16 protein-coding genes and 1 CRISPR repeat array are annotated in these 20,987 nt (G+C 71.4%); of the genes, 1 reads left to right on the top strand and 15 read right to left on the bottom strand.

From position 1 onward, the window contains the following. Window positions 1–9 precede the first annotated feature (9 nt). The 7 genes from asnB to ACL02U_RS04315 all read right to left on the bottom strand — a co-directional run bounded on the left by asnB (window position 10) and on the right by ACL02U_RS04315 (window position 11,248). Window positions 10–1,944: an asparagine synthase (glutamine-hydrolyzing) gene (gene asnB / locus ACL02U_RS04345; protein ID WP_412789267.1), complete on the bottom strand. Its 1,935-nt coding sequence runs from the start codon at window positions 1,942–1,944 to the stop codon at window positions 10–12. 3 nt (window positions 1,945–1,947) lie between these two features. Continuing rightward, a complete protein-coding gene (locus ACL02U_RS04340) occupies window positions 1,948–3,468 on the bottom strand; it encodes a Wzz/FepE/Etk N-terminal domain-containing protein (protein WP_412789266.1) in 1,521 nt (506 codons plus the stop codon). Continuing rightward, window positions 3,465–4,865 carry a polysaccharide biosynthesis protein gene (locus ACL02U_RS04335; RefSeq protein ID WP_412789265.1) on the bottom strand — a complete coding sequence of 467 codons (1,401 nt, stop codon included), beginning with the start codon at window positions 4,863–4,865 and terminating at the stop codon, window positions 3,465–3,467. The genes ACL02U_RS04340 and ACL02U_RS04335 overlap by 4 nt, the downstream gene beginning before the upstream one ends. Next, complete coding sequence (locus tag ACL02U_RS04330; protein WP_412789264.1) at window positions 4,862–6,127, bottom strand: glycosyltransferase family 4 protein; 1,266 nt, start codon at window positions 6,125–6,127, stop codon at window positions 4,862–4,864. The genes ACL02U_RS04335 and ACL02U_RS04330 overlap by 4 nt, the downstream gene beginning before the upstream one ends. Next, a complete protein-coding gene (locus tag ACL02U_RS04325; RefSeq protein ID WP_412789263.1) occupies window positions 6,117–7,442 on the bottom strand; it encodes a nucleotide sugar dehydrogenase in 1,326 nt (441 codons plus the stop codon). Before ACL02U_RS04325 ends, ACL02U_RS04330 begins: the two co-directional genes overlap by 11 nt. Before the next feature lie 73 nt (window positions 7,443–7,515). Further along, the gene (locus ACL02U_RS04320) at window positions 7,516–8,994 is read right to left on the bottom strand and encodes a sugar transferase (protein ID WP_412789262.1); all 1,479 of its coding nucleotides are present in this window, start codon (window positions 8,992–8,994) and stop codon (window positions 7,516–7,518) included. 919 nt (window positions 8,995–9,913) lie between these two features. Further along, the gene (locus ACL02U_RS04315) at window positions 9,914–11,248 is read right to left on the bottom strand and encodes a hypothetical protein (RefSeq protein WP_412789261.1); all 1,335 of its coding nucleotides are present in this window, start codon (window positions 11,246–11,248) and stop codon (window positions 9,914–9,916) included. On the opposite strand from ACL02U_RS04315, the gene ACL02U_RS04310 reads away from it, so the two are divergent. After that, a complete protein-coding gene (locus tag ACL02U_RS04310; protein WP_412789260.1) occupies window positions 11,243–11,569 on the top strand; it encodes a hypothetical protein in 327 nt (108 codons plus the stop codon). The genes ACL02U_RS04315 and ACL02U_RS04310 overlap by 6 nt on opposite strands. A 116-nt stretch (window positions 11,570–11,685) precedes the next feature. Here ACL02U_RS04310 and ACL02U_RS04305 read toward each other — a convergent pair whose 3' ends face one another. The 8 genes from ACL02U_RS04305 to casA form a co-directional block, all read right to left on the bottom strand. Further along, window positions 11,686–12,948 (bottom strand): Gfo/Idh/MocA family protein, encoded by a 1,263-nt coding sequence (locus ACL02U_RS04305; protein WP_412789259.1) that lies wholly within the window; start codon window positions 12,946–12,948, stop codon window positions 11,686–11,688. Between the two features lie 169 nt (window positions 12,949–13,117). Continuing rightward, window positions 13,118–14,366: direct repeats of the CRISPR family, unit length 29 nt; unit sequence CGGAACACCCCCGCGTCGGCGGGGAGGAC. A 17-nt stretch (window positions 14,367–14,383) separates the two neighbouring features. Continuing rightward, the gene (cas2e, locus tag ACL02U_RS04300) at window positions 14,384–14,701 is read right to left on the bottom strand and encodes a type I-E CRISPR-associated endoribonuclease Cas2e (protein ID WP_412789258.1); all 318 of its coding nucleotides are present in this window, start codon (window positions 14,699–14,701) and stop codon (window positions 14,384–14,386) included. Next, on the bottom strand, window positions 14,701–15,624 hold the full coding sequence (gene cas1e, locus ACL02U_RS04295) for a type I-E CRISPR-associated endonuclease Cas1e (RefSeq protein ID WP_412789289.1): 924 nt from the start codon (window positions 15,622–15,624) through the stop codon (window positions 14,701–14,703). Before cas1e ends, cas2e begins: the two co-directional genes overlap by 1 nt. 56 nt (window positions 15,625–15,680) lie before the next feature. After that, window positions 15,681–16,331: a type I-E CRISPR-associated protein Cas6/Cse3/CasE gene (cas6e, locus tag ACL02U_RS04290; protein WP_412789257.1), complete on the bottom strand. Its 651-nt coding sequence runs from the start codon at window positions 16,329–16,331 to the stop codon at window positions 15,681–15,683. Further along, window positions 16,328–17,095, bottom strand: a complete 768-nt coding sequence (gene cas5e, locus ACL02U_RS04285; RefSeq protein ID WP_412789256.1) for a type I-E CRISPR-associated protein Cas5/CasD — start codon at window positions 17,093–17,095, stop codon at window positions 16,328–16,330. The genes cas6e and cas5e overlap by 4 nt, the downstream gene beginning before the upstream one ends. Next, on the bottom strand, window positions 17,092–18,219 hold the full coding sequence (gene cas7e, locus ACL02U_RS04280) for a type I-E CRISPR-associated protein Cas7/Cse4/CasC (protein WP_412789255.1): 1,128 nt from the start codon (window positions 18,217–18,219) through the stop codon (window positions 17,092–17,094). The genes cas5e and cas7e overlap by 4 nt, the downstream gene beginning before the upstream one ends. Further along, a complete protein-coding gene (gene casB / locus ACL02U_RS04275) occupies window positions 18,220–18,858 on the bottom strand; it encodes a type I-E CRISPR-associated protein Cse2/CasB (RefSeq protein ID WP_412789254.1) in 639 nt (212 codons plus the stop codon). Between the two features lie 60 nt (window positions 18,859–18,918). Then, the gene (gene casA / locus ACL02U_RS04270) at window positions 18,919–20,499 is read right to left on the bottom strand and encodes a type I-E CRISPR-associated protein Cse1/CasA (protein WP_412789253.1); all 1,581 of its coding nucleotides are present in this window, start codon (window positions 20,497–20,499) and stop codon (window positions 18,919–18,921) included. Window positions 20,500–20,987: the final 488 nt, after the last annotated feature.

Below are 20,987 nucleotides of genomic sequence, written 5' to 3'. Positions count from 1 at the left end.
CTCTTGTCTCTACGCCGTCAGGGAGGAGTGCCGGTCGGACCCGGAGGTCGCGTCGCGGTACCAGTACTCGAGGGTCAGCACATGCCACAGATGCTTGGAGAAGTCCCGGTGCCCGGCGGCGTCCTCGGCGACCATCCGGGCCAGTGCGTCGCGGCGCAGCAACCCGGACGTCACCAGCGCGCCGTCGTTCACCACCTCGCGCACCAGCGGGGCCAGGTCCCGGCTCATCCAGGCCCGCAGCGGCGCGCTGAACAGGCCCTTGGGCCGGTACACGATCTCCCGGGGCAGGATCGAGCAGGCCGCCTCCTTCAGCACGGCCTTGCCCTGCCGTCCGACGATCTTCCGGTCGCCGGGCACCGCGAACGCCGCCCTGACCACCTCGACGTCCACGTACGGCACCCGCACCTCGGTCGACGCGGCCATGCTCGAACGGTCCGTGTAGGCGAGGTTCAGGCCCGGCAGGAACATCCGGGCGTCGCCCAGGCACATCCGGTTGACGAAGTCGTCGAGGTCGTTGTCCCGGTAGGTGTCCGCATGCTCGGTCAGCACCTCGTCGACCGTCCCGGCCAGGTCCGGATCGACCAGGGCGAGCAGTTCGCCGCGGTCGTACATGGTGTAGCTGCGCCGGAACGCGGTCTCCTCCGGCAGATCGGCGAAGGAGAGGAACCGCTTCGCGAAGCGCACCGACCGGTACCCCCGGCGGGACGTGGCGACCGGCAGCCGGTCGACGGCCGCGGACAGGCCGCGCCGCAGCGGCCGCGGGACCCGCTGGTAGCGCAGCGCGAGCAGGTTGGCCAGGTGCTTGCGGTACCCGCCGAACAGCTCGTCGGCCCCCATCCCCGACAGCATCACCTTGACGCCGGCCTCCCGGGCGGCCGAGCAGATCAGGAACGTGTTGATCGCGGCCGGGTCGCCGATCGGCTCGTCCAGGTGATACGTCATCCGCGGCAGCAGGTCGAGCACGTTCGGAGCGATCTCGATCTCGTGCAGGTCGACGCCGAACCGCTCGGCCACCTGCCGGGCGTAGCGCAGGTCGTCCGGCATCGCCTCGAACCTGGCGTCCTCGGCGCGGAAACCGATCGTGTAGGCGGAGATCCCGGGCCGGTCGCGGGCCGCCAGCGCGGTCAGATAGCTGGAGTCCAGCCCGCCGGAGAGGAACGTCGCCACGGGGACGTCGGAGAGCAGGTGGCGCCGGGTCGACTCCTCGACGGCGGCGGCGACATCCGGCTGCTCGCCGGCCAGCGCCCGCTCCCGTCCCTCCGCGGCCACGTCCCGCAGGTGCCAGAACCGGCCGCGCTGCACCCGGCCGTCGGGCCGGCACCGCAGCCAGCTCCCCGGCGGCAGCTTCTCCGCCTCGCGGAACGCGCACCGCGAGTCCGGCACCCAGTAGTACAGCAGCGAGGCCACCAGTGCCGCGGGGTCCACCTGGAGCGAGCCCCCGGACACCGCGGCGAGCGCCTTGAGTTCGGAGGCGAACACCAGCCCCTCGCCGCGCCGGAGCAGGAACAGCGGCTTGATGCCGAGCTGGTCGCGGGCGAGCACCAGCTCACCGGTCCGCTCGTCGAACACCCCGAACGCGAACATGCCGCGCAGCCGGGGCAGGCAGTCCGTGCCCCAGCGCCGCCACGCCTGAAGCAGCACCTCGGTGTCGGAGGTGCCGCGGAAGCGCACCCCGGCCGCCGACAGTTCGGCACGCAGCTCGGGCGCGTTGTACAGCTCTCCGTTGTAGGTCAGGGCGAGGCCGTCCGAGACCATCGGCTGGGCGCCGGTCCCGGACAGGTCGATGATGGCCAGCCGGCGGTGCCCCAGGTGCACTTCGCCGTCGCCGACGGGGTGGCCGTACCGGCCCGCCCCGTCCGGGCCGCGGTGGGCGAGGGTTTCGGTGAGCCGGTCGGTCACCGCCTTCCCGTCCGGCCATCGGTACGTACCTGCGATGCCACACATGTGCTAGCGCGCCTCCTGGTCGCTGTCCGGGACCTGCGCCGCCCGTATCGGCAGCCGCTCCGCCCGCTGCCGGCCCGCCCCGTTCTGCCGGGCGAGCTGCTCGTTCCGGCCGCGCGGGGCGGTGCGCACGCCGTCCCACAGCGTGCCGTCGGTGCGGTCCCGCGGATCGGGGTCGACCAGCACCACACCGATCACCCCGATGCCCTGGTCGGCGAGGTGCCGTGCCACGGTGTGCAGCCACGCGGCGCCGGCGTGCCCGGCCCGCACGACGAGCACGGTCCGGGCGCCGAGGTACCGCAGTTCGGTCCACGCCCCGCCGGGCGCCACCGAGCCGACGCCGATCCGCCGCTCCCGCGGCGACACCGCCGCGGCGTGCTCGCCGTCGACCACGGCGGGGTCGGCCGGCTTCGGGCGGCGGTCGGCTAGCCGCCGGCCGGGCAGGCCGTCGACGACGACCACCGGCCCCTCCGCCGCCAGCGCCCGGGCCACGTCCAGGGCGAGCCCGCCGGCGGTGCGCGCACAGCCCAGCTCCAGCAGGGACACCGGTGCGGCGGAGCCGCGCAGGGTGCGGGCCAGGGACGCGGCGAGGCGCGTCCGCGCCGCCCGGGCGCGCCGGCGCCGCCACGGCCCCCCGGACCCGCGGGGCAGCTCCGCGACGACCGAGGCGCCGAGGTCGGCCGCGATGTCCCGGCGCAGCACGGGGCGGTCCGCCACGACCGTGCCGACCGCGGCCGCCGCGAGCCCGAGGAAGAGCCCGAGGACGAGTCCGATCGCGGCGTCGGTGGCGGCGGTCCTGATCAGCGAGTGACGCACCGCGCGCGGTGCGTCCACGATCTGCGTACCGGCGATGAGTTGGGGCGTGCCGACGCGCGCTTCCGCGGCACGCTGGGCGAAGTCGGTGATCCGCGAGGTCAGTTCGGCGCGTTGGGCGAAGAGGGATTCCAGGTTCGCCGACGCGTTCGGCTCGCTCTGCGGCGGCGCGTCCCCGATCGCCTTGTTGACCTGGGTGAGTTCGTCCCGCATGCGGTCGCGCTGGGCGAGCAGGCTGTCGGCCTTGGCGCTCGCGGCCTCCTCGATCCGCCGCACGTGGTCCGCGACGAACGCGTCGGCCACCGCCCTGGCGCGGGCGACGGCCTGTGCGTCGCTGTCCCCCGTCGCGGTGATCTGCAGCAGGTTGTTGGTCAGGCCGATGCCGTCGTAGTGCTGCATGAAGTCCTCCGGCTTCTCCCGGGACCCGAGGGTCTGCTGGGCCCTGCCGGCGATCCGGGTGGTGTGCAGCAGCGCGGCGTCGGTGCGGATCAGCGTTCCGGGGTCGTTCGGCTGGTCCGCCTGGTGTGCCACCAGCACCTTGGTCACCGCGGTCGGCGGCGCCGGCAGCAGGATCGCCACCGCCGCGCCGAGGAGCAGCCCCAGCAGCGCCATGGATCCCCAGAGGCGGCGCCGCCTGCGCACCGCCACCACCAGCACCTGCAGGTCCAGCAGCGGGGCGGCGGCGGGCGGTTCCGGATTGGTGTGCGTCGTCACCCTGGGCCTCCCGTCGCGTGGTCGCCGACCGCGAGCGCCGGTACGGCCGCGGCGTCCGCGGGACCCCCGGCGGGGCGCGGCGGACGGTCCCGGACGGCGCCGGTGAGGACGACGCCGACGATCTCGTGCCCGGCGTCCGCGCACGCCTCGGCGATGCCGGTGAGCTCTGCCGCGGTCCAGTTGCCCGTGCTCAGCACGACCAGGGCACCTGACTCGTCGCCCCGGTCGGGCACCATCGGCCGGGTGACCGGGACCTCCACCACCCGCAGGGCGGGGCATCCGGTGCCCGAGGAGCTCGGGAGCGGGTCGTTCCCGGCCTCCGCGACGAGCCGTTCGGCGGCCCGGCGGGCGCTCTCGTCCCCGTCCGGGACGACGACCAGCAGTTCCTGCGGGGACGGCGACCGGTCCTGGAGGCGGGCGCACACCCGCCGGTAGCGGACCCGCCTGCTCGCCTCGTCGCCGGACGGCTGCGGGGCGGGCGTGTCCCAGCGGGTGTCGACGCCCAGCAGCCGCCGGATCCGGGCCCGCGGGCCGCGTGCCCCGGCCCGGTGCGCGGGCGGTTCGTCGGGGACGTCGACGGTCCCCAGCACCGTCGAGCCGAGTGCCGCGGCGATCTCCGGTTCGCCGCGCAGCCGACGGCTCATCCGGGCGGCGGCCAGATGGCCGACGACTGCGAGCAGGAGGAACAGCAGCGCCCCCGCGGCGACGAGCTGCGTCCTGGTCGGCGGTGCCTCGCCGGCCGGTCGGGCCGCCGGCCCCATGACGACCATGTTGGCCTTCCCGGTCGCCGGGTCGGCCTGGTCCAGTTTGTCGATGGCCTCCTGCAGCGTGGTGCGCAGCTTCGCCAGTTCCGTGCGGGTCTGCACGCTCTCCACGGTCCGGCCCGGGTCGGCCGCGTCGGCCAGTTCGCTGATGCGCCGGCTGGTCTGCACCACCAGCTTCCGGACGTTCTCGGGCTGCGTCGCCGACTCGGCCTCGGAGTCCTCGCCCGCAACCTGCGCGGCGAACGTGACGAACTGCTGGACCACCTGGTCGGAGAGCTGCTGCGCGTGCCGGGGGGTGTCCGCCGTGCCGGAGACCTTGATGATGTTCCCGTCGGTGGCCGCGGCGCTCACCCGGTCCCGCAGATCCTTGCCGTGGCCGCCGCTCCAGTGGAGCGCGGCGGCCGCACGGTCCAGTACCACCGAACTGGTCGCGATCTCCGCCTGGGTCCGCAGCTCGCGCTCCTCCCACGCCCCCGGCAGCAGAACCGAGGCCGACGTCGTGTAGCGCGGCGGGAAGAGCAGGGAGGTGCCGTAGCCGACGAGGGCACCCACCAGGGTGAGGACGGCGAGCAGCCGCCGGCGCCGTCCGATGATCCGTCCGATCGTGGCCAGGCGTATCGTGTCGTCGCTCAACGGTGCGGCCTCCTCCGCGCCCGGTACGTGCCGCCCGCCGGCTCCGGCCGGCGGTCGCGGCAGGCGGCGGCGTAGGCGGCGAGCAGTGATCGCTGGGAGTTCCGCCAGGAGAGCGGCCCGCTGATCCGCTCCTGGCCGATCTTGCCCATCCGGGCCCGCTCCGCCGGATCGTCCATCAGCCGCGCGATGAGCCGGGCGAACTCGGTCTCGTCGTCGGCGGGTGCGTAGACGGCGGCGTCACCGGCGGAGACCCGGGCCTCCCGGAGGTCGAACGAGACGATCGGACGGCCCATCACCATGTACTCCAGGACCTTGTTCATGGTCGACAGGTCGTTGAGCGGATTGTGCGGGTCGGGGGAGAGGCAGACGTCCGCGGTGCACAGGTAGCGCACCAGGTCGGCGTCCGGGATCCGCCCGGTGAACTGCACCTGCTCCGAGAGGCCGAGTTGCCGGGACAGCTCCACCATCGCGTCGTAGGTGTCGCCGCCGCCGACGAACACCGCGTGCCAGTCGGTCCGCCCGAGTGCGTCGCGCAGTCTCGCCAGGGCCCGCAGGGCGTAGTCGACGCCGTCCTGCGGCCCCATGACGCCGAGATAGCACAGCAGATGGGGCTTGCCGCGCTTCAGCTCCGGCTCGGGCGGTACCGGGTGGAACCGGTCGACGTCGGGTGCGCTGCGCACCACGAAGACGTCCTCCGGGCGCCGGCCGCCGCGGCGCACCGCGACGTCGCGGTAGCTCTCGTTGGTGGCGAGCACCACGTCGGCGGACCGGTAGGTCAGCCGTTCCAGCGCGCACACGGCGCGGTAGAGCAGGTCCCGGCCGCGGCCGAACCGGGAGAGGTACAGCTCGGGGACCAGGTCGTGCTGGTCGAAGACGAAGCGTGTCCCGCGCCGCTTCAGCCACAGAGCGGGCAGGAACAGCAGGTCGGGCGGGTTGCAGGCGTGCACGACGTCGACCGGGCCGATCCTGCGGGCCAGCCTGACCGTGTGCCACAGTGCCGAGCCGTACTCCCGCAAGTAGCCGGCCGGGCCGCCGGTGGCCGCGCGTAACGGGTAGCGGTGGATGCGCACCCCGTCGATCTCCGCCTCCGCCTCCGTGTCCCGTTTGGTGCCCCGGGGGCAGATGACGTGTACTTCCCAGCCGGCGTCGCGCAGCGTGGTGCACTCCTGCCACACGCGGCGGTCGAACGGCACGGAGAGGTTCTCCACCAGGATCAGCGCGCGCCGGTCCGACCGGTCACCGCTGGTTGTGTTACCAAGCAAGGCCCATGTACCCCGGTTCTGTCTGGCGCGTCTCGGCGTCGGGAAGGCGGATGAGGTCGACGATCAGCGGGCCGTCACCGTGCGGCAGTGCCGACAGCACGGCCGGGTCCCTGGTCCCGACCAGGCACACCTCGGCGTGGTCCAGCACCTCGTCGACGGAGTCGGCGAGCAGCTGCGCGAGGTGCGGCAGCCTGGTCTCGATGTACTCGCGGTTCGCGCCGAGAAGCCGGGAGAGGCTCACGTTGGCGTCGTAGATCTTCAGGTCGTACCCCTTGCCGAACAGCCGCTCCGCCAGCTCGACGAGCGGGCTCTCGCGGAGGTCGTCGGTGCCGGGTTTGAAGGACAGGCCGAACAGGCCCGCCCGGCGTTTGCCGGTCCGCTCGACCAGCTCCACCGCGCGCTGCAGATGGTCGGAGTTGGAGGGCAGCACGTGCGACAGGATGGGCACCGAGACGTCGGCCCGCCGCGCCGCGTGGACCAGGCTGCGCAGGTCCTTGGGCAGGCAGGAGCCGCCGAAGGCGAAGCCGGGACGCAGGTAGGCGGGGCTGATGTTGAGCTTGCGGTCCGCCAGGAACACGTCCATCACCTGGTGCGAGTCCACCCCGAGTGCCTGGCACACCGCGCCCAGCTCGTTCGCGAATCCGATCTTGAGGCCGTGGAACGCGTTGTCCGCGTACTTGATCGCCTCGGCCGTCGGGACCGGCACCCGGAACACCTCGCCGGGCAGCCCTCCGTACAGCGCCAGCACCGCGTCGCCGCTCGCCCGGTCGAGCTCGCCGACGACGGTCTTGGGCGGATCGAAGAAGTCCCGCACGCTGGTGCCCTCGCGCAGGAACTCCGGGTTGACCGCGACCCCGACGTCCACCCCGGCCGTCCCGCCGAGGTGCTTCTCCAGGATCGGCACCAGCAGGTTCAGGCAGGTGCCCGGGAGCATGGTGCTGCGGAACACCACGGTGTGCCGCCCGCCGCGCCCCCCGCGCTCCGCCAGCGCGGCACCGATCTGCCCGGTGACCCGCTCCAGGAACGTCGTGCACAGACTGCCGTTGGGCTCCGACGGCGTGCCCACGCACACCAGCGACACCTCGCTGCCGGCGATCGCCTCGCGGACGTCGCCGGTGGCGCGTAACGCTCCGCTGCGCACGACCCCGGCGATCAGCTCGCCGATGCGCTCCTCGACCACCGGGGCCTTGCCGTCGTTGACCAGGTCGACCTTCACCTGGTTCACGTCGACGCCGATGACCTCGTGCCCCATGTCGGCCAGGCACGCGGCCGACACGCAGCCCACGTAGCCGAGTCCGAAGACGCTGACTCTCATGACCCGTTCCTCCCCCCAGGCAGACCCTTTCGGCCTGCGGTTCGCGCGAGGGCCGGCCCTCGGCCTGCGCGCATCAGTAGGCCCCCTGCCCGTAGAGCACGGCACGCAGCGTCTTCCACAGGATCACCGTGTCCAGCGCGAGCGACCAGTCCTCCACGTACCGCAGGTCCAGCCGGACCGCCTCCTCCCACGACAGGTCGCTGCGTCCGCTGATCTGCCACAGTCCGGTGAGCCCCGGTTTGACCAGCAGCCGCCGCCGGATGTCCGGCCCGTACGCGGCGGTCTCCTCCGGCAGCGGAGGCCGCGGACCGACGAGCGACATCGATCCGGTGAGCACGTTGCACAGTTGCGGGAGTTCGTCGATCGAGTACCGGCGCAGCACCGCTCCCACCCGGGTCACCCGCGGATCCCGGCGGAGCTTGAACAGGGGCCCGGCCCCCTCGTTGCGGTCGGCCAGTTCGGCGCGTGCCCGGTCGGCCCCGGCGACCATGGTGCGGAACTTGAGCATGGTGAACTCGCGGCCGTCCTTGCCGACTCTGCGCTGGCGGTAGAACGCCCCGCCCCGGCTCTCCACCAGCACCAGCAGCCCCACGCACACCATCAGCGGTGCGAACAGCAGCAGCAGGACCGCCGCTCCCAGCCGGTCGACGACCCCCTTGACCGCCCGCCGGCCGCCGGTGAAGGTCGGCATGCTGACCCGCAGCAGCGGGATCCCGAGCACCGCGTCGACGTGCAGCCGCGGGCCGGCCACCTCCATCAGCACGGGGGCCACGACCATTTCGGCGTCGCTGCCCTCGAGGTTCCAGGCCAGCCGCTGCAGCCGGTCCGGTGACCAGTGCGGGTCGGGTGTGACGGCGACGACGCGGTAGCCGTCGCGGCGGATGTGGTGGGCGACGTCCGTCAGCCGGCCGACGACCGGCACTCCGTCGACCCGGTCACCGTCGAGCCCCGGTTCGTCCGTCGTGCACACCGCGTCGACCCGCCAGCCGAGATGCGGGAACTTGCGGGTCCGGGTGATCAGGTCGCGTACGGTGGTCCGGCTTCCGGCGGCGAGCACCGGTCGCAGGCACCGTCCGTCCTTCCGCTGCCGGTGCAGCCAGAGCCGCAGCAGATATCTCGCGGTCATGGTGACGAGCGCGATAGCGGGAATCGCGACGAAGATCCAGAGTTTGATGTTGCGTGAGGTGAGGGCGATTCCCCCGAGCGCCAGTGCGACGGTCGCCATGAAAAGTGAACGTCCGAGGCGGCGGAATTCTTCTGCTCCCTGGCCGAGAACCGCCGGTGACCACGCTCGGCTCACCGCGAGTGCCCCGAGCACCAGCAGTTCGGTGCCGAATGCGAGAATCCCCCACTTCTCGTGCCAGTTGGCGGCGTCCCGCGCTCCGAAGAAATTGCCGATCGCCGCCACCACAAAGGCGGTGGCCACGGTGTCGCTGGTGATGACGGTACGTCGGTACCGCTGCTCCCAATCGTTTGCCGGTTGACCGATCGCCCCGTCCGCCACACGCTCGCGCGCAGACGGAAACGGGCTGGCTAATCCCCCTTGGCGCACAGAACCCCCCAGGTCCCCAGTGGTCTACGTGTTCCCCTGGCACCGTTCGTTCCCCGGGAGGCCCCCGCCTCCCGCGCCGCGCTGATCCTCGCCGCGGTGAGCCCCCGCTCCCGCGCATGGCATATCGGCTGATGCAGAACTGGTTGAACGACACACCCTGGTGGCGGCGGACGCGACCGTCCTGCCGGACTCTCCAGGTACATGGGAACCCGAGAACTCGGGTGCCCCCCCACTCGACGCCCTTCCAGGGCTCCGAGAATTGATCACCCCCACGTCCGGCGCGGGACGCGAGTGCTGGCTTTCCGTAGCGCCGAACCTATAGATCATTCATTGGTCGTCGTGTGCCCGAACAGCTGAAGCACGGTCAATCTAGACCATCGGGGCCGGTATGTAGAGAGGATGTGGGTAATTCGCGCTCAAGGTTTCGGGCTGCGTGCGCCGTTCGGCGACCGTCCTGTTGTACGCGGCCTCGGCGAGGCGGGCAAGACGGCATGTCGACGCCGTCGCGGGCGCCGCCGCCGTCGCCGGGCAGCGCGGGCGGGCGGTCCGGGGTGCGGGCGACGCGGAGCGGTGCGCACGCGGGACGCGGGCAGCGCGGGCGTGCGGTCCGGGGCGTCGGCGTGCGCCGGTGGGCGCCGGGCCGGGGTGGGCGCGTGCGCCGGTGGTTGTTCTTCACTGCACTTCACCCGGAGTCGAGTCGCCATTCAGCACCACAGCGAGCGGGTCGACTGCCGGGCGTCGCCGTCACGTGCCGGAGCCGGAGCCGCCCGACCGGTCCCGCGGCCTCGGCCTGCGGCGCCGGTCGGGCGGCTCCGCCCGGCGTGGGGGATCCGCCGCGTCGGCGTGCGGCGGATCCCCTCGCCCCGTGCCGTTCCGGCGGTTCGGGACGTGGCGGGCTCTCGGGCCGGGGCTCGGTGGCTCAGCTGCGGCAGCCGGTGGTGAAACCTCGGTCGTGCAGGCCGGTGCAGAACGCGTCCTCGGCCTGGCCGTACTGCGACAGCCGGCCGTCGACGAACCAGGTGCTGTTCACCGGGAAGTCGAACGAGCCGTCGTTCCTGCCGTCCCAGCCGTAGCGGAAGTCGAGGTTGATGTAGGTGACGGTGCGGATGACGTCGGAGAGGTCGTACGTCCCCGACATGTTCGGGACCGGGCCGGAGTAGTTCAGCAGCCCGAACAGCCGTTTGGTCCACTCGGCTCCGCGGTCCTGCTCCAGGCCGCGGGTGGAGGTGCCGTCGGCGGTGAAGTTCATCATCCCGCTCTCGGACACGATCATGTGCTTGCCGTGGTCCTTGGCGAACTTCATCATCTTCAGGACGTTGCCGTCGTAGTCCCAGTCCTTCCACACCGCGGCGTCGTTGCCGTACCGGTCCTTGCCGATGTAGGCGTTGCGGCACTGCAGCGTGCCGGTGTCGTAGTTGTCCGGCGGGGTGCCGTTGTACAGGTAGCCGTTGTCGTAGATCGGCATGCACAGCTCGTGTGCGAAGACCGAGACCCCGATCTCGTCGACGACGTCGTCACCGGGGTACATCTTGGCGTACTCGCCGCGCACCGGGTGGAAGACGAAGCGGACGTTGTCCTGGTGCGTCCTGCTGCGGAACATGTTCCGCAGGGTGCGGAAGGCGTTCTTGTACGAGGAGCAGCTGCTGTCCGTGCAGTGGTAGTAGCTGCTGACCTCGTAGTCGAGGCGCAGCAGGAACGTGGCGTCGGGGTGGGCGTTGATGAAGTCGACGAGGGTGGTGAACCGGTCGGTGTAGGCGCCGTCGGCGAGCTCCTGGGTGACCTCGCGGGAGCGGGCCGCCTTGGTGCTCTCGTCGCCGCCGTCGAAGCCGGGCGGGTTGTCCTTCCAGCTGATGCCGACCTGGACGGTCTTCCCGCGGTCCGCGAGGAACGTCGCGTAGTCGCGGTGGCCCTGGTTCACCCACGTCCCGGACTTGACCTCGTAGTAGACGGAGCCGCCGGCGGGTGCGTCGGCGAAGGAGGTGTAGTCGTCCCAGGCCGCCTTGGTGGACTGGCCGATCAGCAGTTGGCGGGACGGCGTCGACTGCGTCGTGGCGGCGGGCTGCCCGGTCGTGGCGGCGGGCTGCCCGGTCGCGCCGGAGGGTGCTTGGTCCGCGAGGGCGGCGTCGGCCGCCGACATGGTGGCGCCCGCCAGCGCGGTGGCGCAGACCAGGCCCGTGGCGCCGGCCAGGACGGAGTTGTCGCTGTGCGAGGCGACGACGAACGTCCAGTACAGGCCGCACTGTCGGTGATGCACCGGGCCGGAGTGCTGCGAGGCTTCCTGACGGCGCGGCAGGTGTGGATCCGGCCCGACGGCACCGTCGTGCTCGCCGGCACGGGCATCGGGACCCTGATGGCCGCGCACTGCGTCGCGCCGCTGCCGGCCGCACCCGAGTGGGACGCCGGGGGCACGGGCGGCGAACCCGCCGACCTGTGGGCGGTGGGCCGGCTGCTCGCGGTGCTGCTCGGTGTGCGGGTGGAGCCGTACGGAGACACGATCCCCGTCGGAGGCCGACCGGGCCCGACAGGACGTCCGGCCCGACAGGACGTCCGAGTGCGAGGGAGCGTCCGGGCGTGACGTACCGGGCCGGCCCGCTGACGTCGGCCGTCCGCGGGCTGCTGCGCTGTAGAACACCTTTGGCCTGAAGCGAGCCCGGAGTGAGCGCGGCAGGGCGCCCACCCCGGGCTCGCTCGCTACAAGGGGTCTCGCACGGTCTCCACGGAGCCGTTGCGTCGAGCTCGCTCCGCCGCGAGAACGGAGAGGTGGCTGAGCAGAGAGTCCCGCGGGCCTGACTTGATTCGGGTGGGATCTTTGGTGGCCACCGCTTCGATGAAGGCACCCATGAGCCCTGCATCACCACCGCCGTGGCCGCCCGAAGCGTTCATCGCGCCGTCACCCGTCACGGCTATCGATTCCTCAGTGCGGGTCAGGAAGTCATAGACGCGGATAGTTTGACCGTCGCCGACGAGTTCGCCGTGTGTGCCAAAGATGCGGGTGCTGCGGTTGCCTACCGCCTCAGTGAACGCGGTCATCGTAAAGGTGGCGGTGGCTCCTCCGGGGTATTCCATGGCGACGACCTGGTGGTCAACGACGTCGTTGTCGCAGCCGTACACACACCGCCCGTACGGACCCACTCGGAGGGCCTCCTTCAACGCGTCGGGCGTGAAGTCGTCGACGACGACGCTGAGCGGCCAACGATGCTCCTTCCGCTCCAGCAGCTCACCGTAGAAGCGAGGGGCCGAGTAGGGGCACTCGGCCGTGACGGAGCAGTCCAAGCAACGGTCGGCCGCGCCCACAGGCCGGTTCGCGGGAGAGAAGTGGGACAGCCTGCCGAAACTTGAAACGCGGGCTGGTGGCTCGCCGAGGACGTATTGCAGCCAGTCCAAGTCATGGCAGGACTTGGCCATCAGCATGGACGTCGCCTCGTCGCTGCGTCGCCAATTGCCGCGGACGAAGGAATGAGCCTGGTGCCAGAAGCCCACCGGTTCCAGGTGCTGGATGCTGACGATGCTACCGAGCCGTCCTGAGTCAACGATCTGCTTGAGGGCGCTGGTGTACGGGGTGTAGCGCAGAACGTGCCCTACGGAGAGCATGACGCCGGAGCGCTCTACTGCTGTGACAATCTCTCTGCAGGAGGCCTCGTCCAAAGCCATCGGCTTCTCGACCATGATGTGGTATCCGAGGGTCGCGAAGGCCACGGCCGGCTCCACATGCAGGCGGTCCGGTGTGCAGATCAGCACGGCATCAGCGATCTTGCCGAGGGCGGCGAGGTCTCTCCAGTCCGAAGTGCTCCGCTCCGGCGGAAGAGCGTGATCATGTACAAACCGCGTCCGGTGCACCTCACGCGGCTCGGCGACACCAACAACGCGCGCGCGGTCGGGGTGCGCCAGAGCCCACTTGGCATGCTTGGCGCCACGGTCACCGGCGCCGAGGACGATGAGAGACACAGGCGGCATGCTGGAACCCTAGCGATTCTCCAGAAAGGTCTGCGCTGCTGATGACGAAATCGGACGACCGGTTGACACTCGAGTAACGGCAGCTTCTCAGCGTGGAAGCGTGACCGTTCGGAGCATCCCCCGTGTTGGCTGAGGACCAGCCACGCCCGCCCTGGGGCACCTCGGCACCCGGAACACCCCCGCGTCGGCGGGGAGGACTGGCCCGATGCGTGCTCGCCGGCCCCAGCCTCTGAAACACCCCCGCGTCGGCAGGGAGGACGTCGCCCGCGTCGCCGACCAGCTGATCGACACCGGAACACCCCCGCGTCGGCGGGGAGGACCCGCGCGGGTCGCTCTTCCAGTCCGACCACTCCGGAACACCCCCGCGTCGGCGGGGAGGACGGACGCCCGGTAGTAGCTGCGTACGGCTCCGTCGGAACACCCCCGCGTCGGCGGGGAGGACGTGAAGTTCAGCGTCGCGTTCAACCGGCGCACCGGAACACCCCCGCGTCGGCGGGGAGGACAAGTCGGACATCATCGCGGCCGCGGTGGTGCGCGGAACACCCCCGCGTCGGCGGGGAGGACCGCCTGGTGCTTCAGCCACGGCCGCCTCCACGCGGAACACCCCCGCGTCGGCGGGGAGGACCGCTCCTCGGCCTTCAGGGCATCCGCGCGATCCGGAACACACCCGCGTCGGCGGGGAGGACCCGAGGAGACCCACCGTGAGCTACCCGAGCATCGGAACACCCCCGCGTCGGCGGGGAGGACCTGACGAGGACGTGCGCGCGTTCGTGCAGCGTCGGAACACCCCCGCGTCGGCGGGGAGGACGGCCTGCGTCGTGAGCAGCTCGTAGCGTTCCTCGGAACACCCCCGCGTCGGCGGGGAGGACTCCACGTGGGCGTGGCTGCCCGGCATCAAGGACGGAACACCCCCGCGTCGGCGGGGAGGACAGCCACGCGGGCAAGCCACGTCTTGATCTCGTCGGAACACCCCCGCGTCGGCGGGGAGGACCCCGCCGGTTCGATGGTGGTCTGTGGCTGCTGCGGAACACCCCCGCGTCGGCGGGGAGGACATCGGGACGTCACCCGCAACCACCGGCCGCCGCGGAACACCCCCGCGTCGGCGGGGAGGACTGCCGTTCACCGGCGCCCTACTCATGACCGGCCGGAACACCCCCGCGTCGGCGGGGAGGACACCAGGAATTGAAATGCGGTACGCAGCGTGTGCGGAACACCCCCGCGTCGGCGGGGAGGACGAAGCCCAGCTGGAGCTGGACAAGGCAGACGGCGGAACACCCCCGCGTCGGCGGGGAGGACATCTCCCACACCTCCACCCCGAAGTACGTGATCGGAACACCCCCGCGTCGGCGGGGAGGACCCACGCAGCCCCAGACCGGTCTCCGGCTGGGGCGGAACACCCCCGCGTCGGCGGGGAGGACACTTCCTGACCTGCAGCTTAGAACTCGCTTTGCAGTTTCTTTGCCTTTGGTGGTCCTGCCATGCGGATCAGGGTAAGGCCTTCGAAGTCGACGGGGATGCGGCGGCGGGTGCCGGCGGTGCGGAGGGCGTAGCCCTGTTCGGTGGGGGCGGGGTGGATGAGGAGGGCGGCGCCGTCGGTGACGGTTTCGGTGACGGCGGACCAGAGTTCGTCGCGGACGCGGGCGGAGACGCTGCCGACGAAGATGCCGGGCAGTACTTCGCTGGTCCAGCGGGTGAGGGCGCCGCGTAGGTGGTCGGGGACGGCGGTGGTGGCGATGACGACCATGGAGGGCATCAGTTGCCGCCTTCGGCGTAGTTGACGCCTGCGGGCAGGGCACCGTCTTGGGGGTCCCAGAGGTGGACCATGTCGACGTCGCGTCGTTCGGAGCGGTCTTCGGGTTCGGCGCCGGGGGTGAGCAGGGTCTGGATGTCGTTGACGATGCGGGGCAGGAGGCGCAGGAGGCGGAGTTCTTCGCGGAAGCGGCGGCGTGCTTCTTGTTCGGGGTTGGGGGATTGGTGGAGGGCGAAGGCGGCGGGGAGGGTCGTTTCGGCTTTGTAGAGGTCGGCGATGTCGTAGACGAAGGCGTGCTGGGTGCCGGCGTGGACGAAGCCGAGTGCGGGGCTGCAGCCCAGGGCGAGCAGGGCTGCGTGGACGGTGCCGTAGAGGCAGGTGTTGGCGGCTGAGAGGGCGAGGTTGACGGGGTCCTGGGTGTGCCACTGGTCGGGGTGGTAGTTGCGGCGGAAGCGGCCGATGCCGTGTTGTTGGGCGAGGAGTCGGTAGAGGGCTTTCATCCGCTGGCCTTCGAGGCCGCGCAGTTGCGCGAGGGTCGTGCCGTCGGGTACTTCGTCGTTGAATCGCATGCCGTACATGCGGGTGGCGGTGTGGAGGCGGCGTTCGGGGTCGGTCCAGGCGGCGACTTGTTGTTCGAGCCAGTGGGTGGTGAGGGAGTCGGGCAGGATTGCGGCGTAGGTGCGGACGATGCCGGCGCCGGTGCAGACGACGCTGGTGCCGTGGCGGGCGAGGGTGGCCAGGGCTGGTGTGGTGATGGAGACGCCGGGGCCGAGCAGGAGGCAGGACAGGGCGGCGGTGGGGATGTAGACGGTGTCGGTGCGGCGGTCCTCGGTGGGGATCTGGGCGCACACGCCGGTGTCGTCCTGCACGATGCGGACCATGTCCATGTAGAGGAAGGACAGGGAGTCCGCGACGCGGGGCAGCATGGCGAGGGTGGGGGCGGCGAGGCGTTTGCGTGCGTCGCCGCCCCTTCTCGGTGCGCTCATGAGGTTCGGGACGGGGCGAGGCTGAGGAGGCCGGCGCCGTAGGCCTTGCCGCGGCCGATGCCGGTGAGGACGGCTTGGGTGAGGGCCTGGGGGTCGGTGATGGTGGCGGTTCCGTCGTAGCGGACCAGGCTGTGCCGCATGGACGGGGCGTCGGCGCCGCGCGCTCTGGCCGGGGCGAGGTTGGTGGGGGTGAGGACGTGGAGCTGGAGTCCGGCGTCGGCGGCGCGTTGTCTCCACCAGTGGTCGGCTTCCGGCCCGGCCAGCGGGATGATGCGGCCCCGCCGGCCCTTTTGCTGAAGCGGTAGGCGTTCTCGTTTGACGGGGTTGAGGACGATTCGGTAGTTGACTGCCAGGCCTTCGCGGAGGGCGGCGAACATGGGGGCCAGGTCCTTGACGTCGGCGTGTCCGTAGTCGGCGGGCAGCCGGCCGGGATCGATGGTGTTGCCTTGGATGAGCAGGGTGCTGGCGGTGGTGGTTTCGTCGACGCGGTAGAGCAGGCCTGCCGTGCGGCGGGGGGCGTCTCCGAGGTCGTCGGGGGCGAGCCGCATGACGGTGCGGTGCATGTGGGTGGCGTCGCGCAGGTCGCGCTGCACGGCTCGGCTGTAGGGGTTGAGGCGGATCCGGGCGATCACGCCGGTGGGGCTCATGCGGCGTTCTCCTCCAGGCAGTAGGCGATCAGCCGGTCCATCAGCTGCCGGCGGGGGCAGGCCAGGGAGTGCGCGAGGCGGTGCTCGACCCGGTAGATGCGCCGGGTGCGGTGGCTGCGCTGGTGCTGGGCGAAGCTGACCGGGTGGTCGTTGGCGGCCAGGACGTCGACCTCGTTGTCCGGGACGTCGGCGGGCGCCTGCTCGTACAGGAAGGTGACCGGGACGGTATCGGGCGCGGCGGGTGCGGGTTCGCGGCTGAGTGGCACACGGTGGCGCAGCTCGCCCACGGGGTCGGTGACGTGGGTGCGCAACAGGAACGGCTCGTCCGGGGGGCAGGAGCGGCGTCCGAGGTAGGGCGCCCACTGCGGGTGGTGCAGGGCGTGGGCGATGCGCTCGGTGTCGGTGGTGGGGCCGGTGACTGCGATGGTGAACACTGCGTCGCTCAGGTACTGGCGGCGGGTGATGACGGCGGCGCCTTTGTTGCTGCCGCCGCTGGTGGCAGCGGTCTGTGCTTTGGGGAAGCCGCCGCCGACGGTGTGGTAGTCGATCAGTCGTGTGCCGGACCGGTCCACGCGCACGGTGAAGTCGAGGCGGTCGTAGACGTCGAGGCCGCCGGCGCTGCGGCCGAGGCCTTCGGCCGCGGCGAGGATCCCGGTCAGCGCGGAGCGGGTGGGAAAGGACGCGCTGTCGCGCACGGGGGTGAACGCGGAGCGCTCACCCCAGGACTGCAGCGGGCCGGCCAGGCGCAGCAGCAGACCGCTCACTGCTGTTCTCCGGTGTGGGGCAGGGCTGCTTCCACGGCGGCCTGGATCAGCTGGTCGAAGGAGTCGTGGGCGGTGCCGAGTCCGGTGAGTTGCTCGGCGGGGGCGATGGTGGCGTGGCCGTGGAAGGGGCGGTGGCGCTCGCCGGTGAGCCGGTTGATGTTCACCGCGTACGTGGCGAGGGCCTGCCGGGAGGGTTGGGCGTACCCGCCGGTGGTGTCGGCGGTGACCGGTGCCTCGAACGCGGCGGCGAGGGACAGGGGCCGGTGCTCGCGCACGGCCAGGTAGGCCAGGTCGGGCAGGGTGTGCGGGGCGGTGCTGTTCTTCTTCGCTTGGGGCAGCGACACAAGGAAGTGCTCGGCGAAGGAGGCCAGCAGCGTGCGGGCCGCTTCCTGGTCGCCCTCGAGGTTGGTGAGCAGGTCGGCGATGTTGACGGTGGCGTAGCGGTAGAAGACGCCGGAGCTGAACTCGGCGGTGTCCAGGTGGCCGCTGCCGGTCTCGGCTTCGCCCAGCCAGTCGTCGACGGCGGTGAAGTAGTCGCGCTGCGGCTCGCTGGCGTGGGTGGTGAAGGCGTGCGCGACCTGGGCTGCGCCGTCGACGTTCGCGTCGGGCAGCTCGGCGAGCATGCGGCCCAGCAGGCTGATCGAGGCGGTGCGCCGCTTGAGGATCTCCTCGATGCGGGCCGGTGGCAGGAGCTGGCCCGGGTTCTTCTTGCCCTGAGCCTTCTCCAGGTCGCTGCGGTGTTCCTCGCACACGGCGGCAAGCTCGTCGATGGCGGCCTCGGGCAGGAACAGCAGCACCGAGGTGTGGCCGGCCTTCTCCGTGCCGATGCCCTTCTTGCCGGCACTCGCGGCGACCTGCGCCCCGGCGAACGCCGCCAGTTCCTCGGGCCAGCCGGCCCGCTCCAGGGCCTGGCGGACCTTGACCGGGACCATGCGGGTGCGGGCGGCCCGCTCGCCGAGGTCCCGCTCGACGCCCTGGCGGATGACGCGTTTCCAGGACTGGCTGGAGACGCGGATGCGCGTGGCGCCCCCGTAGTGGACCTGCTTGGGCGAGCCGAGGTCGTCGCGGTTGAGGTTGGCGGCGGGCACCGACTGCAGGCTTGAGAGGTCGAGATACAGGGACACTTAGTTCTCCTCGCTCGGACGGGAAGGGCTGGCGGCGGGGTCCTGCTCGGTGTCGAGTGCGGTGGTGCGGAAGTAGGCCTCCAGCCAGCGGGTGGCGATCCGGTCGCGCTCCCGGTTCCACCAGGTGAGGTCCTCCAGCAGCACCGCCCAGTCCACGCGCACGCCTGCGGGGAGCAGGTGCCCGGTCAGCGCCGGCAGCCGGGGGTGGATGGCCTCGCTGCTCTGCCGGGCCATCAGGTGCAGGTCGCCTTCGGCGGAGTTCGGTTTGATGATCTGTGCATTGACCGCCTCGGCGAGTGAGGCGCCGAGGTTGGCGCGCTGGTACCACTGCGGCCTCGGCTGCCCGTCGGCGCCGGTGTGGGTGTCGGCTTCGCGGGCGGCACGCGGGCGGGCGGCGATCAGCGCGGCCACCGCGTAGTGGGCGCGGCGGGCGTCGGGGTGCATCCGCTCCGGCAGCCGCGGCACGAGATAGCGGTGCAGGTAGTTGCAGCGCTCGACCGGCAGGCCGAGTCCGGTGCGCAGTTCCGACTGCGTCTTCTTGACCTTGCACAGATCGAGGACGTAGGTGACGAAGGCGTCCGAGGCGCGCTCGGAGCCGTTCTTCGGCGGCGCACCGGCCGCCGATACCGGATCAGACATAGGCGTATCCCTGGAGAAGCGGCGATGGAGGAAAAGAAGGGGAGGGGACAGGATGGTGGGTCAGGCAGTGGTAGGGGCCTGCAGCAGGCCGCGCAGGATTGCCCGGGAGCGGCTGCGGGCGCGGGCGACTCGGATGTCCGCCCGGTTCGCCGTGCCGATCGCAGCGTCGAGCGCGTGAAGGGCAGCGTTGACGAACGGCGGCTGCGGCCACCGGCTCGTATCGCCCGCATGGATGAGCTGCCAGAATTCCCGCTCGGCCGCGGGCCAGTAGCGCGCGCCGGCCGCGGCAGCCCACGGGCCCGGCTTGCGCTGGTCGATCTTCACCTTGCCGGAAGCATCCGCGTGGACATCGGTGGCCAGTTTCCAGGCGACCTTCGCCGCGAACTCCAGCCGCTCACCGGCATCCTCCGCGGCCCGGCGACAACGCCCCACATGCTCCGCCATCTCCGGATCTGCCTCCTGCTGCCACTGCAGCACCGCCGGAGTGCTCGCCTCGAACCAGCCGCTGTCCTTCTGCTGCCCGTCCTGTTCGAAGCCGTAGGCCCGCACCCGCAGCCGGCCCCGCAGACCGTCCGGAAGACCGTCGAGGGCACGCGGACGCAGAGCGTCCTGATCGCTGTCCATCAGCAGCAGCGCATCCACATCCCGCCACAGCGCCCGCGAGGCATCCGCCTCCCGCGGCTGCAGGCCGCCGTCCCGGCGCCGATCCAGCACGACGAACGGATCCCGCGCCTGAGGCGCGCTCTCATGCGTGGACCACGTGATGTAGGCATCGGTCACTTCCGTGCGATCCGTGGAGGGCACCAGCAAGACGGCGTGGCGGGACCGGCCCGTCAGCACCCGACGCGGCCACGACAGCTCCGGCAAGGGGCCCAGAGGGTCGGGCAGGTCCTCCTCCCACGGGCAGGCGTCCGCCTCATCGGGCTCATGGTCACCGGGGCGGGGCACCGCCAGGACCAGCGTGGTGAACAGGTCGGGCGCCCACGGAAAGTACGAGATCGACTTCCGAAGCGGGCCCGCATCCCCACTACCCGCCCGCGTCTGGGTGATCCGACGCGGCGTGCACTGCCCCGACGGACCGAAGTACACCTGCGCGATCAGATGCCAGGCTGCTTCCGCCGCGCGCACCGGCACCGGATCGCCGTCCGTGAAGTGCCCGAACAGCACCGCACCGTTCACCCCGGTCGGACGCCCCAGCACAAGCTTGTTCACACCCGACGAATTCGGCCGCCCCTGCCCGTCGACACACTCCTCGGCCAGCCGCGGATCCTGCAGAAACGGCCGCTCCTCATCGAACAGGTCGAACCGGCCTGCCGGGACCTCCTCGCCGAAGTAGGCCTCGACCTGATCGGGATCGAAGCGGCCCGCGGCCAGGACCCCCCGCCGCAGGGCGTACCACTGAGCGATCTCCTCCGCGGTGTCCTCATCGTCCAGCCGCACACCCGCATGGTGCGCGATCCGCGTCGTCATCGCCGCGAGTATCCGCATCAGCCCCGACGCCGCCGGCGCGACCGGCAACTCGAGATCCTCGATCTCATGCGCCCGCGTAAACAACTCACGGAAACCGACCCGGACCGACTCTCCCGAAACCATCCGGACCGGCACCCACGGCTCATCTCGCAGGTCGAACCCCCCACCCATCAAACCCCCTTACTCGCAACGTCACCACGGACACGTCAGTCCCCTCGCATCGGGGGCGCTCCCGACCGAGGGCGGTTCTGGTGATTGAACCAGCCGCCACTGACAGAGGGAGGCTACCCGGGTCTCGTCTTCAAGGTGGAAGGGTACCGGCAACTTTGCCGATCAAATCACCTAATTTGCAAGGTCGTTGACGAAGCTGTACCGTCGCCTCCTCCCATCGTCTCGCGGCTCCTTGGCCGCGTGCGCGTCCAACTGTCGATAGATGGAGGCAACATGTGGAAGTCCGAACAGCCGACGCTGGCGATGCAGGTGACGTGGCCCCGGTCGGTCACCTGGATCCTGATCCTCGTGGTGGCGGTGATCCATAGCCCTGCTCCCCTGCGATAGTGAGACCCAGAGCTCGGGCAACCGCCCTGCCCGCCCTCCCCACCGACGTGGGGGTGTTTCAGTGGATGGGCACCGGCAGCTCTGACGTCAAGCACACTCCC

This window comes from Streptomyces sp. MS06 (genome assembly GCF_047200655.1).
GTDB lineage: Bacteria > Actinomycetota > Actinomycetes > Streptomycetales > Streptomycetaceae > Streptomyces.
Note: the sequence above shows the minus strand (reverse complement) of the source record. Positions and strands in the feature narration are given on the sequence as shown.

Excerpts from the sequence above, each read along its gene's own strand:
- asnB (WP_412789267.1), bottom strand. The coding sequence starts at position 1,944 with ATGTGTGGCATCGCAGGTACGTACCGATGGCCGGACGGGAAGGCGGTG.
- ACL02U_RS04325 (WP_412789263.1), bottom strand. The coding sequence starts at position 7,442 with ATGAGAGTCAGCGTCTTCGGACTCGGCTACGTGGGCTGCGTGTCGGCC.
- ACL02U_RS04310 (WP_412789260.1), top strand. The coding sequence starts at position 11,243 with ATGCACCGGGCCGGAGTGCTGCGAGGCTTCCTGACGGCGCGGCAGGTG.
- ACL02U_RS04305 (WP_412789259.1), bottom strand. The coding sequence starts at position 12,948 with ATGCCGCCTGTGTCTCTCATCGTCCTCGGCGCCGGTGACCGTGGCGCC.
- cas2e (WP_412789258.1), bottom strand. The coding sequence starts at position 14,701 with ATGCCCTCCATGGTCGTCATCGCCACCACCGCCGTCCCCGACCACCTA.
- cas1e (WP_412789289.1), bottom strand. The coding sequence starts at position 15,624 with ATGCTGCCCCGCGTCGCGGACTCCCTGTCCTTCCTCTACATGGACATG.
- cas6e (WP_412789257.1), bottom strand. The coding sequence starts at position 16,331 with ATGAGCCCCACCGGCGTGATCGCCCGGATCCGCCTCAACCCCTACAGC.
- casB (WP_412789254.1), bottom strand. The coding sequence starts at position 18,858 with ATGTCTGATCCGGTATCGGCGGCCGGTGCGCCGCCGAAGAACGGCTCC.
- casA (WP_412789253.1), bottom strand. The coding sequence starts at position 20,499 with ATGGGTGGGGGGTTCGACCTGCGAGATGAGCCGTGGGTGCCGGTCCGG.